Origin of the sequence: Pseudomonas sp. B21-010 (genome assembly GCF_024749325.1) — a bacterium.
Classification (GTDB): Bacteria; Pseudomonadota; Gammaproteobacteria; order Pseudomonadales; family Pseudomonadaceae; genus Aquipseudomonas; species Aquipseudomonas kilonensis.
Map to the genome: position 1 here is coordinate 645,095 of NZ_CP087198.1, position 14,451 is coordinate 659,545.

Annotated in this window: 11 protein-coding genes; 6 read left to right on the top strand and 5 right to left on the bottom strand. The window is 61.8% G+C overall.

The annotated features are described in order from the left end of the window. Window positions 1–3 precede the first annotated feature (3 nt). The 3 genes from parC (at window position 4) to LOY50_RS02810 (ending at window position 3,706) form a co-directional block, all read left to right on the top strand. Window positions 4–2,268 (top strand): DNA topoisomerase IV subunit A, encoded by a 2,265-nt coding sequence (gene parC / locus LOY50_RS02800; protein ID WP_024618869.1) that lies wholly within the window; start codon window positions 4–6, stop codon window positions 2,266–2,268. Between the two features lie 179 nt (window positions 2,269–2,447). Next, a complete protein-coding gene (locus LOY50_RS02805; protein WP_253471229.1) occupies window positions 2,448–3,152 on the top strand; it encodes a membrane integrity-associated transporter subunit PqiC in 705 nt (234 codons plus the stop codon). 146 nt (window positions 3,153–3,298) lie between these two features. Beyond that, window positions 3,299–3,706: a DUF3224 domain-containing protein gene (locus LOY50_RS02810; RefSeq protein ID WP_258690259.1), complete on the top strand. Its 408-nt coding sequence runs from the start codon at window positions 3,299–3,301 to the stop codon at window positions 3,704–3,706. A 192-nt stretch (window positions 3,707–3,898) separates the two neighbouring features. Here the strand turns inward: LOY50_RS02810 and LOY50_RS02815 are convergent, their stop codons facing one another. After that, window positions 3,899–5,416 carry an AhpA/YtjB family protein gene (locus LOY50_RS02815; protein ID WP_253471233.1) on the bottom strand — a complete coding sequence of 506 codons (1,518 nt, stop codon included), beginning with the start codon at window positions 5,414–5,416 and terminating at the stop codon, window positions 3,899–3,901. A gap of 133 nt (window positions 5,417–5,549) precedes the next feature. On the opposite strand from LOY50_RS02815, the gene serB reads away from it, so the two are divergent. After that, window positions 5,550–6,764 (top strand): phosphoserine phosphatase SerB, encoded by a 1,215-nt coding sequence (gene serB, locus LOY50_RS02820; protein WP_003197189.1) that lies wholly within the window; start codon window positions 5,550–5,552, stop codon window positions 6,762–6,764. A gap of 159 nt (window positions 6,765–6,923) precedes the next feature. Here the strand turns inward: serB and LOY50_RS02825 are convergent, their stop codons facing one another. The 4 genes from LOY50_RS02825 to LOY50_RS02840 all read right to left on the bottom strand — a co-directional run bounded on the left by LOY50_RS02825 (window position 6,924) and on the right by LOY50_RS02840 (window position 12,139). Continuing rightward, the gene (locus LOY50_RS02825; RefSeq protein ID WP_253471234.1) at window positions 6,924–8,684 is read right to left on the bottom strand and encodes a molecular chaperone; all 1,761 of its coding nucleotides are present in this window, start codon (window positions 8,682–8,684) and stop codon (window positions 6,924–6,926) included. Between the two features lie 178 nt (window positions 8,685–8,862). Further along, window positions 8,863–9,723, bottom strand: coding sequence for an archaetidylserine decarboxylase (gene asd, locus LOY50_RS02830; RefSeq protein WP_258690260.1), 861 nt, complete (start codon window positions 9,721–9,723; stop codon window positions 8,863–8,865). Window positions 9,724–9,742: 19 nt separating this feature from the next. Further along, window positions 9,743–10,558, bottom strand: a complete 816-nt coding sequence (locus tag LOY50_RS02835; RefSeq protein ID WP_253471236.1) for a rhodanese-like domain-containing protein — start codon at window positions 10,556–10,558, stop codon at window positions 9,743–9,745. A 42-nt stretch (window positions 10,559–10,600) separates the two neighbouring features. Further along, entirely contained in the window at window positions 10,601–12,139 is a 1,539-nt protein-coding gene (locus tag LOY50_RS02840; protein ID WP_253471237.1) for an HDOD domain-containing protein, read from the bottom strand. Between the two features lie 166 nt (window positions 12,140–12,305). Here LOY50_RS02840 and motA point away from each other — a divergent pair, with 166 nt between their 5' ends. Together motA and motB are read left to right on the top strand one after the other, a co-directional pair. After that, window positions 12,306–13,157 (top strand): flagellar motor stator protein MotA, encoded by an 852-nt coding sequence (gene motA / locus LOY50_RS02845; RefSeq protein ID WP_214511456.1) that lies wholly within the window; start codon window positions 12,306–12,308, stop codon window positions 13,155–13,157. Window positions 13,158–13,321: 164 nt separating this feature from the next. After that, the gene (gene motB / locus LOY50_RS02850) at window positions 13,322–14,359 is read left to right on the top strand and encodes a flagellar motor protein MotB (RefSeq protein WP_253471238.1); all 1,038 of its coding nucleotides are present in this window, start codon (window positions 13,322–13,324) and stop codon (window positions 14,357–14,359) included. Window positions 14,360–14,451: the final 92 nt, after the last annotated feature.

The following is a 14,451-nucleotide window of genomic DNA, read 5'->3' on the forward strand; positions in this document are numbered from 1 at the left end:
CGCATGAGCGACATTCTTGCAGACAGCTTAGACGGCGTAGAACGCCGATCGCTGGCTGACTTCACCGAAAATGCCTACCTCAATTACTCCATGTACGTGATCATGGACCGCGCCTTGCCGCACATCGGCGACGGTTTGAAGCCGGTTCAGCGGCGGATCATCTATGCCATGAGTGAGCTGGGGCTGGATGCGGATTCCAAGCACAAGAAATCGGCGCGTACCGTCGGTGACGTGCTCGGTAAGTTCCACCCCCACGGCGACTCGGCCTGCTATGAAGCCATGGTGCTGATGGCCCAGCCATTCAGCTATCGCTACACGCTGGTGGACGGGCAGGGCAACTGGGGTGCGCCGGACGATCCCAAGTCCTTCGCGGCCATGCGTTACACCGAGGCGCGGTTGTCGCGCTATTCCGAAGTGCTGCTCAGCGAGCTGGGCCAGGGCACCGCGGACTGGGGGCCGAACTTCGACGGCACTCTCGACGAACCCCTGGTTTTGCCGGCACGTTTGCCGAATATCCTTCTCAATGGCACCACCGGCATCGCCGTGGGCATGGCTACCGACGTGCCGCCCCACAACCTGCGGGAAGTGGCCACGGCGTGCGTGCGCTTGCTGGACGAGCCGAAAGCCACGGTGGAACAGCTCTGCGAACACATCCAGGGCCCGGACTATCCGACCGAAGCGGAAATCATCACGCCGCGCGCCGACCTGCTGAAAATCTACGAGACCGGCCGCGGTTCGGTGCGCATGCGCGCCGTGTACCACATCGAAGACGGCGACATCATTGTCACGGCGCTGCCGCATCAGGTTTCCGGGGCCAAGGTCCTGGAACAAATTGCCGCGATGATGCAGGCAAAACCGTCGAAAGCGCCGCAAGTGGCTGACTTGCGCGACGAATCTGACCACGAAAACCCGTGCCGCATCGTGATCATCCCGGTCAACAGCCGAGTCGACCACGACGCGCTGATGCAGCACCTGTTCGCCAGCACCGACCTGGAGTCCAGCTACCGGGTCAACATCAACATCATCGGCCTGGACGGCAAGCCGCAGTTGAAGAACCTGCGGGCATTGCTGGTGGAGTGGCTGGAGTTCCGGGTCAAGACCGTGCGCCGGCGCCTGCAATTCCGCCTGGACAAGGTCGAGCGTCGCCTGCACCTGTTGGACGGTTTGCTGATTGCCTACCTCAACCTGGATGAAGTGATCCACATCATCCGCACCGAGGAGCACCCCAAGGCCAGCCTGATCGCCCGTTTTGCCCTGAGTGAAATCCAGGCCGACTACATCCTCGACACCCGCCTGCGGCAGTTGGCGCGGTTGGAAGAGATGAAGTTGCGCGCCGAACAGGATGAACTGCTCAAGGAGCAGGCCAAGCTGCAAGCCCTGCTGGGCAGCGAAGCCAAGCTCAAGAAGTTGGTGCGTACCGAACTGCTCAAGGACGCCGAGACCTACGGCGACGACCGTCGCTCGCCAATCGTCGAGCGTGCCGAAGCCAAGGCGCTGACCGAACACGATCTGTTGCCGAACGAGAAAGTCACCGTCGTGCTGTCAGAAAAAGGTTGGGTACGCTCCGCCAAAGGTCATGATATTGACGCGACGGGGCTTTCCTACAAGGCCGGGGACGGCTTCAAGGCCTTGGCGGCCGGGCGTTCCAACCAGTTTGCGGTGTTCGTCGACTCCAGCGGGCGCAGCTATTCGGTGCCAGCCCACACCCTGCCGTCGGCTCGTGGCCAGGGCGAACCGCTGACCGGTCGTTTAACGCCGCCGCCGGGTGCAACTTTTGAATGCGTGCTGATGCCAGATGATGATGGACTGTACGTAATTGCATCGGACGCGGGTTACGGGTTCGTGGTCAAGGGTGAGGATCTGCAAGCCAAGAACAAGGCGGGCAAGGCGTTGTTGAGCCTGCCGAACAACGCCAAGGTGATTGCGCCACGGCCGGTGGCTGATCGGGAGAACAACTGGCTGGCCTCGGTCACCACTGAAGGCCGGTTACTGGTGTTCAAGATCAGCGACCTGCCACAGCTGGGTAAAGGCAAGGGCAACAAGATTATTGGTATTTCCGGCGAACGGGTCGCCAGCCGTGAGGAATATGTCACGGATATTGCAGTGTTGCCGGAAGGCGCCACGCTTGTGCTGCAGGCAGGCAAGCGCACGCTTTCGTTGAAAGCGGACGATCTTGAGCATTACAAGGGTGAACGTGGTCGGCGCGGCAACAAGCTTCCAAGGGGTTTTCAGCGAGTCGATGCGCTGCTCGTCGAAAACCTCAATTAGGCGTAGTAGAGGGCTCGGTCTGCGATTAAATGCCGCAGATCGATACTTTCGCGCTGGAGTCGGCGCGCATATTCACGGATGATAGGCCCTTTCAAGCGCCGGCGTGGCCGAGCGTTCTTCATAATGACCGAGTATTTTTTCACTGTGGTAAGCCTTGTGGCTGCCACCTGGACGGAACGATGACTGCTCTGCGCCTCCCTATTTTGTGGCTCGCCGGCCTGCTTGGCCTGGCGGGCTGCAGCATGAACCAGCCGGTGTCGCTGTACCAACTGGACAGCGGAACCCCGGCCCAGCCTGCGCAAAGCACAGGCATGGCAGTATTGCTGGGGCCGGTCCTGATCGCCGACTACCTGCAACGTGAAACCTTATTGCAACGCCAACCGGACGGCAGCCTGCAGGCCGCCACTGACGGTCGTTGGGCTGGCAGCCTGTCTTCTGACATCGATCAGTTGCTGTTGCGCCAGGTCGCCGGGCATCTGGACAGCCAGCGCGTAGTGCTGGCACCCGCGACCCAAGGTTTCACCCCGGATGTACAGGTGCTGCTGTCGATTACCCGCCTGGATTCGGGTAAAGCCCAGCCGGCAGTGCTCGATGCCCAATGGCGATTGATCGACCGTCGTGGCAAGGTGCGTGAGAACCGCATCGTTCATCTGCAAGAGCAACATGCCGGCACCACGGCGGCACAGGTCCAGGCCCAGGGCGTGCTCCTGCAACGCCTGGCCGAACAGTTGTCCGTGTCGCTCAAGCCCCTGGCCAACCAGCCACCTATTGCAGAAGTCCCACGCAAGGCCGCTCCCGCCCCGGCCAAACCGGTGGAAAAGGACAAGGACAAGATCCCCATGGCCTTGCCGATTCGTACGGACATGGAAGTGTTCAGGTTCTGACGCCAGGACTGGATTACAAGACAAAGCCCGCATTAAGTGCGGGCTTTGTCGTTTCCTGGGTTCTTATTCCTGGGGGATGTCAGGCAAGATGAGGGCCCGGCGCATCAGACCTCCCGCCAATAACGACAAGGACGAGTTAAATTCCCATGAAAACAACTGCCAGTTGCACATTTCAGATCAGCAGCTGGGACGAGAAGCCGTCTCAAATTCTTGAAAACGCTCCAAAGCTCTCGCATGCCAACATCACGCAGTCCTATTCCGGCGCTATCGAGGGCACCAGTAGCGTCGAATACCTGATGTCCTATAGCGCTGACGGCACAGCGTGCTTTGTGGGTTTTGAGCGGGTTTGTGCGGTGGTGGCAGGTAAGCGCGGAACCTTTGTTGCCCGGCATTCGGGGTCGTTTTCCGAAGGCAAGGCGCGCAGTACGTGGAGTGTCGTAGAGGGCGCCGGTACTGGGGATCTGGTCAATTTGAGTGGGACTGGCAGCTACGTGGCTGGCCATGGTGAGCCGGCACAAGTGTCATTTGAGTATTCGTTTGAGCCTGAGAGCTGAAGTGTGTGGGGTGGACGCGACTCTGTAGTCTGGTTTTTCGCTGTCTGTCCTGACGCCATCGCGAGCAAGCTCCTCCCACATTGGGCCTGTGGGTGTGGGAGCGAGCTTGCTCGCGATGACGGCGCTGAAGGCAACAAAAAAGCCCGCAGATAATCACTCATCTGCGGGCTTCGTCATTTCAAGTCCTGAGACTCAGGCCTGGCGTTCGTGCATCCGCGCCAACTGCCGCTCCAGCATCGATGGATAAGGCTCCATCAAGCGTTCCACGCAGCACGCGCCTTCGGGGCTGGCGATGGGGCGGATACGGGCGCGCTGGCGGATCAGGGCGTCGTCGTTGATCTTGCGCTCCACCAGCAGCAGGTTGCGGCTGTGTTGCGACAGCGCCAGGGCGTCCTGGGCGGTTTCGGTCAGCAACAGGTCGATCTGGCTCAGGCCAAACAAGCCATCGCCCAGGGTCAGGCCCAATTGCAGTTGCAGGGTGATGCCGCTGTCGGCGACTTCGATCTGCAACTGGTGGCCCAAGGCGCGCAGCAACTCACCGCAGCAAATGGCGTTGGTCAGGTAGTCGTCACCGCTGTCTTCGGTGTGGAACAGCATCAGCGTGCTGCCATCGTTCAGGGTGTGCAGTTCGCCCTGATAGAGCGATGCGGCCTGGTCGAGGCAGTCGCGGTAGCGCTCGAGCAATTCCTTCAGGCGCGCCTGGGGCAAGCGGCGCAGTTGCTCCTGGGCGCCCAGTTGCACGGCCAGTACGGCGCTGTGCTGGGGCAGGTTCGAGGCGACGGGCCTGGCGACCGGTTGAGGGGCTCCATCGACTGATTCGTCCCGCAGGTCGGCGAACGCGTCGTCGTCTTCCTCGTCCTCTACCGTGCGTACCACGTGGCGTGGAGCCGGTTTGGAAGCAGGCATTGGCTGGCTTTCATCGAAGCCCGGGTCGCGCAGGTTACGCACTTCGAAGCCCGGCTCGGCATCGTCGTCGTCCACGTAGTCGATGTCTTCAGGTTCCGGCACGGGCTCAGGCTCCGGCGCGAAGCTGGCGTGCAGTTGCCGGGCCAGATCGCCGATTTCGTCCTGGCGCTGGGTGGCCGGCGTGTGTTCGTCGATGTCCCGCAGCCAGACGCGCAATTGCAACAGCGGCGTAGAGATGTGTCGCCCCAGGCGCAGGCTCAAGGCCAGTGCCAGTGCCAGCAGGATCGCGCTGAGGATACCCATGCTTTGCAGGCTGATGGTCATCGGTTGCTGGAACTGGTCCATGTCCAGGCTGATGCGCAGCTGCCCGGCGGTCACGTCCTGGAAGGTGATCTTGCTCTGGTACATGCCGCCGGACTCGCCCAGCAGGCCCGGCTTGGGACGCTGGCCGGCCTCGGCGAGGATGCGGTTGTCCACGCTGTAGATGGCGGCGTGGGCCACCAGCTTGTTCTTGGTCAGGTTGTTGAGCAGCACGTTGAGGCTGAGGATGTCGTTGGACACCAGCAGCTCGGTGGCGGACGTGGCGGTCTGGGTGGTCAGGCTTTCACCCAGGGCATCGGCCTGCTCGTGCATCGCCTGCTTGAATTGCAAACCCATCACGCAGGCATAGATAACCAGGGCCAGGGCGACCAGGATCACGTTATGGCTGGCAATGCGCAATGCAATCGGCACACGACGGTGACGCAGTGCACGGAAGATCAGCAGGAAGAAGTTGTCGGTTTTGACTGGCGTGGGCCGGTTCACTGAGCTCGGCTCTTTGTCCGTGAAATTGACGCGCAGTATAGCGACAGCCCCATGACCGGCAAAGCACTGGCGGTGCCCGATGGTCACTGAATGTGGGTAGAATGCGTTTTTTTTCCACCTGCGGGGGTGCGCCTTGCGCGAAATCGTCCTGATAAACATCACTGGCAGCGACCGTCCGGGTCTGACTGCGGCCATTACCGGCGTTCTGGCCCAGGGTGGTGTGAACATTCTCGACATCGGTCAGGCGGTGATCCACGACACGCTGTCGTTCGGTATTCTGGTTGAAATTCCGGACGCCGAACAAGGCAAGTCGGTGCTCAAGGACATCCTGTTCACCGCCTACAAGCTCGACCAACAGGTGCGCTTCACCCCGGTGTCCGAGGACGATTACCGGCATTGGGTGGCCGGCCAGGGCAAGAAGCGCCACATCGTTACTTTGTTGACCCGCAAGGTTACCGCCGAGCAGTTGCAGCGTGTCAGTTCGATCACCGCCAAATATGACCTGAACATCGACCACATCGACCGATTGTCCGGGCGCATGCCGCTGGATACCCCGGACGACAAGGGCAAGGGCTGCATCGAGTTTTCGGTGCGCGGCGAGCCGGCCGATCCCCAGGCGTTGCGTGCCGAGTTCCTCAGCGTGGCCCAGGAACTGAACGTCGACATCGCCTTCCAGGAAGATTCGCTGTTCCGCCGTAACCGCCGCCTGGCGGTGTTCGACATGGACTCGACGCTGATCGAAGCCGAAGTCATCGACGAACTGGCCAAGGCGGCCGGCGTGGGCGACAAGGTCTCGGCCATCACCGAGCGAGCCATGGCTGGCGAATTGGATTTCCGTGCCAGCTTCAAGGAGCGCCTGGCGCTGCTCAAGGGGCTGGACGTCAGCGTGCTGGACTCCATTGGCGCTTCCCTGCGCCTGACCGAAGGCGCCGAGACGCTGTTCGCCGAACTCAAGCGCCTGGGCTACAAGACCGCCATCCTGTCCGGCGGCTTCACCTATTTCGCCAAGCAGCTGCAGGCCAAGCTCGGCATCGACTACGTGTTCGCCAACGAACTGGAAGTGGTGGATGGCAAGGTGACCGGCGTGGCCGTCGAGCCGATCGTCGATGCCCAGCGCAAGGCGGACCTGCTGCGTGAACTGGCTGAAAAAGAAGGCCTGCGCCTGGAGCAGACCATCGCCGTGGGTGACGGTGCCAACGACTTGCCGATGCTGGCGATAGCGGGCCTGGGCGTGGCGTTCCGCGCCAAGCCACTGGTCAAGCAGTCGGCCAGGCAGGCGATTTCCACCCTGGGACTGGATGGGGTGTTGTACCTGTTGGGCTTCAGGGATCGTGACGGGCAGCTCTAAGTAACACGCCGGTTTTGGAGTGCATGCTTTTGTGGCGAGGGAGCTTGCTCCCGCTGGCCTGTGTAGGAGCTGCCGAAGGCTGCGATCTTTTGATCTTGATCTTCGCTTGAGACTCAATTGGTCTTGGAAAGATCGCAGCCTCGCTTCGCTCGGCAGCTCCTACAGCGACTTCCACAACGAATCAAAATTCCCTTCTTGCTCGCTACCATCCCCGTTGGCGGTCGAGTCTTCCGGGTGATAAGCAAACTGGTTGAAACTGTGGGTGCTGGTCACTCGGCGGTCCAGGCCGGCGCGGCGTTCCTGGCCGTTGGTATTGATCAACACGTGTTGGCCTTCCTCGAAGGGCAGGCGTGGGGCGATCATGGTCGGGGGCAGGTCAATGGCACTGATCTCGGGAAGCAACAGCCCGCGCAGATAGTGACCGTGCTCATTTTTTTCCCGGACCAGTTGCAGCCCGCAAGGCTGGGCGTGCGGTGCGACCAGCTCGATGCCCATTTGCATGGCCCCGTTGCGCACTTGCCGGATCCAGCGCACCACGGCAACGCTCCAGGCTTGGTCGCTGGTGTCCCGGATGCCGATCATTTCCCCGGCTTGCAGTTGTTCCGGCACTTCCTTGGGCCAGCCGAGGCAATAGCCGCCAGGGCTGTGGTTGATGATCGGCAGGTCGTAGGTGGGGAAGTGATGCTGGTTGTCGGAGCTGGTGCCATCGTCATCGGCCGGGTTGACCGGGTACTCGATTTCTTCGTAGGGCAGCAGGTCGCTGTCGCCGGCGGGGGCGGCGTCGAAGGCTTGGCCCCAGGTGTCGTTTGTCTTGCTCGGCGAGGCTTCGAAGCGGGCCTTGCGGGTGGTGGGGCTTTTCAATATCTCGTTGAAAGAGCGCTCGCCGCCGAGGTAGTAGTGCAGCGCACTCATGCCCACGCACAGCGTCAGCGTGCCGTTGCCCTCGGTGCGCTGGAAACTGCGTTCGGCTGCTTCGCCCCAGGCTGCATGCAGGTGATGCAGGGTGTCGATGCTCATGCCACTTGGTACTGGCAGACTTTGCTCGGCAGGTTGTTCCAGGTGAGTGGCGATTACGCGCACCAGGGGCTGTGGATCGAACCCCTGCAAGGTCGGCTGCTGTTCGGCGCGGAACTTGGAACGGTAGCGTGGCCCGACATCCAGCTCCGGAGCGACCGCGAACAGGCTGGTAGCGCTGGTGGCGGGGTCCAGCTTGACCCACTGGCTCCAGGATTCGAGCACTTCGGTCAGCCGTCCGATTTGGCTCTGGCGCAGCTGATTGCTGCGTGAGGCGCCCAGCAACAGGGCGACGACATAGGTTTGCTCGGTGTTCAATTGATGAACCTGGCAGGCCAGTTCGTCACTCACGCTCAGGTGCTGCAACCGGTGCTGGCAGGCGATCCGGTATAGCTGATGCAAATCGAGCCACAGCCCCTCAGGCACTGGGCTGTACAGCTGACTGGCACGCAACAGCGGGCCGTTGAGGGCGTGCGTCGCCCGTTGCAGCGCGGTGCTCAGCAGGCGGGCCCGGTCCTTGGTGTATTTCGACGCGATACGCGCCACGATCTGTTTGTAGCCCATCGCCAGCTGGGTTTGCAGGGCCTGGCACAGGTTGACGATCTTGCGCGAGCGCTCATCCAGCACGATGGCCTGTTGCAGGAAGTGCCGCTCCAGGTGCTTGCAGACGTAATACACCTCGGGCCGCAGCAGCTCGAGCAGTTGCAGGCGATTGTCGCTGGGCGTGAGCAGTTGGTTGAGTTCGCCAAGGGCTTGGTACAAAAGGCGGGCTGTTTCGCCGATGTTGGCCTTGGGCAGGTTGGCGATCCAGCGCTTGAGGTCCCGGGGCGTAGCATCGCAGAACGACAGGCGTGATTGTGTCGGGGTCAGGACGCGCAATAGCTGGAGAGGGCTGGTCTCATTCATGCCGTGTACGGGCTCCGGCGGGAAATAAACGTGTTGTTTCCTACTCTAGCAGCTGTAGCCGAAAGAAGTGCTCTGTCTCTGCGGGATACTCTGTGGGAGCGAGCTTGCTCGCGATGACGATGGATCAGTCACATCGCTATCGCGAGCAAGCTCGCTCCCACAGGGGGTGATTTTTTACTCAGGCTTTCGGCAGCGCCAGGCCTTGGCCCATCTGCACCGGTGAACCGGCCACCAGGCCTTCGGCCCAGTTCACCTGGTCCGGCCCAAACAGCACGATGGCCGTCGAACCCAGCTTGAAGCGCCCCAGTTCGGCGCCTTTTTCCAGATGAATCGGCGCGCGGGCGGCTTCGTCATAACGGAAGGTTTTCAGCTCGCGCTTGGGCGGCGTCACCAGCCCGGCCCAGACGGTTTCGATGGACGCCACGATCATCGCGCCCACCAGCACCACGGCCATCGGCCCGCGTTCGGTGTCGAAAATGCACGCCACGCGCTCGTTGCGGGCGAACAGCTCCGGAACGTTTTCGGCGGTGGTCTGGTTGACCGAGAAAATCCGTCCAGGAATGTAGACCATCTCCCGCAGGGTACCGGCCAGTGGCATGTGCACGCGGTGGTAGTCCTTGGGGGACAGGTAGATGGTGGCGAAATCGCCGCCCATGAACGGCGCCGCGTTGGCCGCATCACCGCCCAGCAGTTCCAGCACGCTGAAGCTGTGGCCCTTGGCCTGGAAGACCCGGCCGTGCTCGATCGGGCCGAGCTGGCTGACGGCACCGTCGGCGGGGCTGAGGATCGCGCCCGGGGTGTCGTCCAGCGGGCGTGCGCCGTCTTTCAGGGCGCGGGTGAAGAAGGCGTTGAAGTGCTCGTAGGCAGTCAGGTCTTCTACCAGTGCCTGGGACATGTCCACTTGATAGCGCTTGGCAAACCACGCGGTGAAGGCGTTCTTGAACCAGCGCACGCGGCATTCGGCAATGCAGCCGGCCAGCCGCGAGAGCAGGTGGTGTGGCAGCAGGTATTGAGTGAGGATGAACAAACGGTTTTTCATTAACTGTCCTTAAGAACCTTTAAAGCTCGATGGGGGTGTCGGGGTGGTTGCCCCATTCGCCCCAGGAACCGGCATAGCCTTTGACCCTTGGATAACCGAGCGCCTTGGCCACCAGGTAGGTGAAGCCGGAGCGGTGGTGAGTCTGGCAGTGGGTGATGATTTCTTTGTCAGGCGTGATGCCCAATTGTTCGAGGATTTGCGGCATGTCCTTGCGGATGCGCAGGTTGCGCGCCTGGTCCATGCCGGCAGTCCATTCGAAATTGACCGCGCCGGGAATGTGCCCGCCTCGGGCTGCGACGACTTTCTCGCCGGAATATTCCAGCGGGCCGCGAGCGTCCCAGATTGCCAGGTCGGCTGCGCCGAGGCGGCTTTGCAGGTACTCGCGGGTGGCGGTGGGGGCTTCGTGCAGTGTCAGGCTGACCGGGCCTGCGACGGGCGCAGGCACTTCGACGGACACCGGCAGGCCTTCGTCCAGCCACGACAGCAAGCCGCCGTCGAGGTAGTGGTAGTTCGAGTGGCCGATCACGTCCAGCAGCCAGATAAACCGCCCGGCCCAGCCGCCGCCTTCATCGTCATAGACCACGTAGACCGCATCCGGGTTGTGCCCGAGCTCACCGAACAGGGCTTCGAGGTCGGCCTTGGCCGGCAGCAGGCCCGGCGCCGGCGGTTGGCCGAGCTGGGTACGCTTGGGGTCGACGAAGCGTGCGCCAGGGATATGGCCGATGCTGTAGCGGGCGGCGCTGGTCAGGTCCACCAGAATCAGTTCGCGGGCGTCGAGGCGCGGCAGCAGCTCGCTCGGCTCGATCACCAGCGGCAAGCCAGAGAAGTCAGGCATGTGAGGTCTCCAGGGGCGCAAAGGGAAAAGATTGTAGCAAGTTCAGCGGCCGCGGTTGGTAAAGGTATGCAGGGCCCTTTCGATGCATTGCACGGTTTTGCCGAAGGCTTGCACGGTCACATCCGAGAACGGCCCGCCGCCCTGGTCCACCACCACCAGCATGATCACCCGGCCATTGCAGGTCAGCGAGCGCAGCAGTAGGTGCTCCCCGCGGAACAGGCTGCGTAGGCCCGGTGGCAGCAGCGCCGAAAACTGCGCGTTGTTGTCCGGGTTCAGGCGAACCTGGGCCTGCTGGGCCAGCAACCGTTGCACTATTTTGCTCTGGCTGATGGTAAAGCTCATGGCCGCGGCTTCTTTGGGCAGGCCGGCGGTCTGGTGTACGCGCACGCTGGTCTGGTTGCGGTCGGCCATCAGGATCATCACCCGGCGCATGCCACAGGCCACCAAGACGTCCCGTGCCGAGGTGGTCAGGTGCATGGCATTGCTGAAGGGGCTCGGTTCCACCAGCAGCGCGGAGCATTGCTTGCGCCACTGGCTCAGGTCCTCGGCGCTGGGTGTGGGGGCGGGCAGCAAACCGGGGTGGATGCGACGGCTGCCCCAGGGCCAGAGCAACGCCACGGCCGGATGCCAGAGGTCTGGCATGGCGTCATGACGGGCGCTGGTGACGGCTTGTTGGTGCAGCTGTTGCTGGACCTCATCCATCGGCATCTGCAGGTACAAACTGGTGAGGTATTGCCAGCGGGCACTGTGGGGGCCATCCCAGGCCTGTTGCGCCGAAAGTGCCAGGCCGTTGGCCAGCAACACGGTGTTGGCCGGTTGATTGAGCCAGCGCCGCAGGGTTGGGTCGTCGTCCAGGCGATTCTGCTGGCGCAGCGGGTGCTCGCTGTCCCGGGCGATGCGCAGAACCTGCACCAGCTCGCGGCGTTCGTTGAGCAGCAGGCGATAACCTTGCATCACCCAGATCGGCAGGCGCCAGGTCTCCACCAGCGCCAGGCAGATTTTCAGCAGGCTGACGCCGAACAATTCGCGCTCTACCTTGCGCGCGGGCTCGCGTTTGTGGACGACCCGCAATTCCCACTCCCCCAGTAACCGCGGGTGAGTCAAGGCCAGTGGCCAGAGCGGTGAGAGAAACAGCAGGCTGCCCCAGTGAATGTCCTGCCACAGCCGCGCCAGGCGGCTGGCAAAAAAGCCATTGGCCTGTTGCGTGGCGTGTTGGCTGATCAATTGCAGCTGGCGCAAGGCGATGGGGATTTCGAGCCCCGGCAACGACGGCAGGCGAGCGAGCAGTTCTTCGGTACGCTTGAGGCCGAGGCGGTTGATGGCCACTTCGAGATTTTCCGCAGGTTCTGCAAGGCTGCCATGGGTGTGATGATTGGCCTCGCGGATGACGCTGAGGGCCAGGGCGGGGCTGTCCTGCATCAGTTCGGCGATGTCACGTAACGAGCGGCGGCTGTCGGCAATGGCCTTGCAGACCAGGTCATGGCTGGCCTGGGGCACCGGCAGATGCACGCCATCGAGCAGCTTCACCCAGCCTTCGAGGGTGGTCGGTCGTGGCGTTGGAACCTTCGTGTCGTTAGTCATGGCTGGACGTGATCATCGTATGAATTCTCTACGCCCGGAACGGGGCAAATTGGCTTTTCGCCAGAACAGCCTATAGTCTGGCGCAGTTTTGCCGATAAGTAGAAGAAGAGATTTTTCAGCTTCCGAATATGACCTTGAACCCGACTTAAATAAGTACTTTCTATCTATGGCTAAAATTATCGGCATCATCGTCGTGTTCGCGAGCGTGCTCGGCGGATACGTGCTTTCCCATGGCAAGATTGCCGCCCTGATCCAACCTTTCGAGGTCATGATCATCGGTGGCGCGGCCCTCGGTGCATTCCTGCAGGCCAACCCCGGCTACATGACGATGCACGTGCTCAAGAAATCCCTGGGCATGTTCAGTTCGCGCTTCAGCCACACCTTCTACCTTGAAGTGCTGGGCCTGATCTACGAGATCCTCAACAAGAGCCGCCGTGAAGGCATGATGGCGATCGAAGGCGATATCGAAGACGCTGCCGCCAGCCCGATTTTCGCCAAGTACCCTGCGGTACTCAAGGACGCTCGCATGACGGCGTTCATCTGTGATTACCTGCGCATCATGTCGTCCGGCAACATGGCACCCCATGAGCTCGAAGGTCTCTTCGACATGGAGCTGTACAGCCTCAAGGAAGACCTGGAACATCCATCCCACGCGGTCACCGGCGTCGCCGACGCCATGCCTGGCTTCGGTATCGTCGCGGCGGTATTGGGCATCGTGGTGACCATGGCGTCCCTGGGCGACGGCGACCAGAAATCCATCGGCTTGCACGTTGGTGCGGCACTGGTGGGTACCTTCTTCGGTATTTTGGCCGCGTACGGTTTCTTTGGTCCGTTGGCCACTTCCCTGGCCCATGACGCCAAGGAAGAGCTCAACGTCTACGAAGCCATCAAGGCTTCCCTGGTGGCCTCGGCCTCAGGCATGCCGCCATCGCTGGCGGTGGAGTTCGGTCGCAAGGTCCTCTACCCGGCGCACCGTCCAAGCTTCGCCGAGCTGGAACAAGCGGTTCGCGGTCGTTAGTGCTTTGCTTTGCAAATACGTTCCTTTTTTGGCGAGTGACTGTTGCTGCCAGACAAGGCGCCGCGACGAGTCATAGCCCGCTATGGCGAGGAGCGGCAACGTCGTATGGCAGCAACAGGCACCGTCAAAATGGAACAGTATTTGTGAAGCAGAGCACCTAGGTCATGGAAAATAACCAGCCGATTATCATCAAGCGCGTCAAGCGCATCGCCGCGGGGCATCACGGGGGCGCCTGGAAAATCGCCTTCGCCGACTTCGCGACGGCGATGATGGCGTTCTTCCTGGTGCTGTGGCTGCTGTCCACCGCGACGCCGGAACAGAAGATCGCCATCGCCGGTTACTTCAAGGACCCGGTGGGTTTTACTGAAAGCGGCACGCCGTACATCATCGACCTGGGCGGCTCACCGACCCTGGCGCCGGATACGACCCTCAACCCCGAAGTCAAATCCCAGCCCCAGCCCGACAAGGTGACGACGGACACCGAGCAGGTCGAAGGCATGGCCGAGCAGATCGAGCGCGAACGCCTGGAATTGTTGCTGCAGGAATTGCAGAACAAGGTCGAAGAGAACCCGCAACTGCAGAAATTCAAAGACCAGATCCTGTTCGAAATCACGCCGAACGGCTTGCGCATCCAGATCATGGACGCCGAGAACCGGCCGATGTTCGACTCTGGCAGCGCGCGCCTGAAGCCTTATTTCGAAGACATCCTGTTGGCCATGGCCGACACCATCAAGGCGGTGCCGAACAAGATCAGCATCAGCGGCCATACCGATGCCAAGCCCTTCATTGGCAAAGGCGATTTCGGTAACTGGGAGCTGTCCGCCAACCGCGCCAACGCGGCCCGTCGCGCCCTGGTGGCTGGCAGTTATCCGGATGAGCAGGTGGCGCGGGTGGTCGGTTATGCCTCCTCGGCGCTGTTCGACCGCAAGGACCCGTTCAACCCGGTCAACCGGCGTATCGATATCGTGGTGTTGACCAAGAAGGCCCAGCAGGCCATCGAAGGTTCGCAAACCGATGACCCGGCGCCGGATCCGGCCCAGGGCGAGGGCGCGCCGGGTGAAGTGCCGGCCACGCCTGGGGCTGCGGTTGATCCAAGCGCCTTGCCGGCGGACCAGCAACCCGTGCCGGCCCACGAACTGCGCGAACGGCTGAACCTGTTCGACGACGCCGCGCCAAAACCGGCCACGCCGCCGGCGCAGTGACCCAATAAAAAAGCCGACATCATTGTCGGCTTTTTTGTGGGCCACTGTTCACTTGAGGCTTGCTTGCCTTTGTGGCGAGGGAGCTTGCTCCC

What these genes read in the sequence shown, in the direction of transcription:
- asd (WP_258690260.1), bottom strand. Translation starts at nt 9,723, where the DNA reads ATGAAAAACCGTTTGTTCATCCTCACTCAATACCTGCTGCCACACCAC.
- LOY50_RS02810 (WP_258690259.1), top strand. Translation starts at nt 3,299, where the DNA reads ATGAAAACAACTGCCAGTTGCACATTTCAGATCAGCAGCTGGGACGAG.
- LOY50_RS02825 (WP_253471234.1), bottom strand. Translation starts at nt 8,684, where the DNA reads ATGAATGAGACCAGCCCTCTCCAGCTATTGCGCGTCCTGACCCCGACA.
- LOY50_RS02805 (WP_253471229.1), top strand. Translation starts at nt 2,448, where the DNA reads ATGACTGCTCTGCGCCTCCCTATTTTGTGGCTCGCCGGCCTGCTTGGC.
- motB (WP_253471238.1), top strand. Translation starts at nt 13,322, where the DNA reads ATGGAAAATAACCAGCCGATTATCATCAAGCGCGTCAAGCGCATCGCC.
- parC (WP_024618869.1), top strand. Translation starts at nt 4, where the DNA reads ATGAGCGACATTCTTGCAGACAGCTTAGACGGCGTAGAACGCCGATCG.
- motA (WP_214511456.1), top strand. Translation starts at nt 12,306, where the DNA reads ATGGCTAAAATTATCGGCATCATCGTCGTGTTCGCGAGCGTGCTCGGC.
- LOY50_RS02840 (WP_253471237.1), bottom strand. Translation starts at nt 12,139, where the DNA reads ATGACTAACGACACGAAGGTTCCAACGCCACGACCGACCACCCTCGAA.
- LOY50_RS02835 (WP_253471236.1), bottom strand. Translation starts at nt 10,558, where the DNA reads ATGCCTGACTTCTCTGGCTTGCCGCTGGTGATCGAGCCGAGCGAGCTG.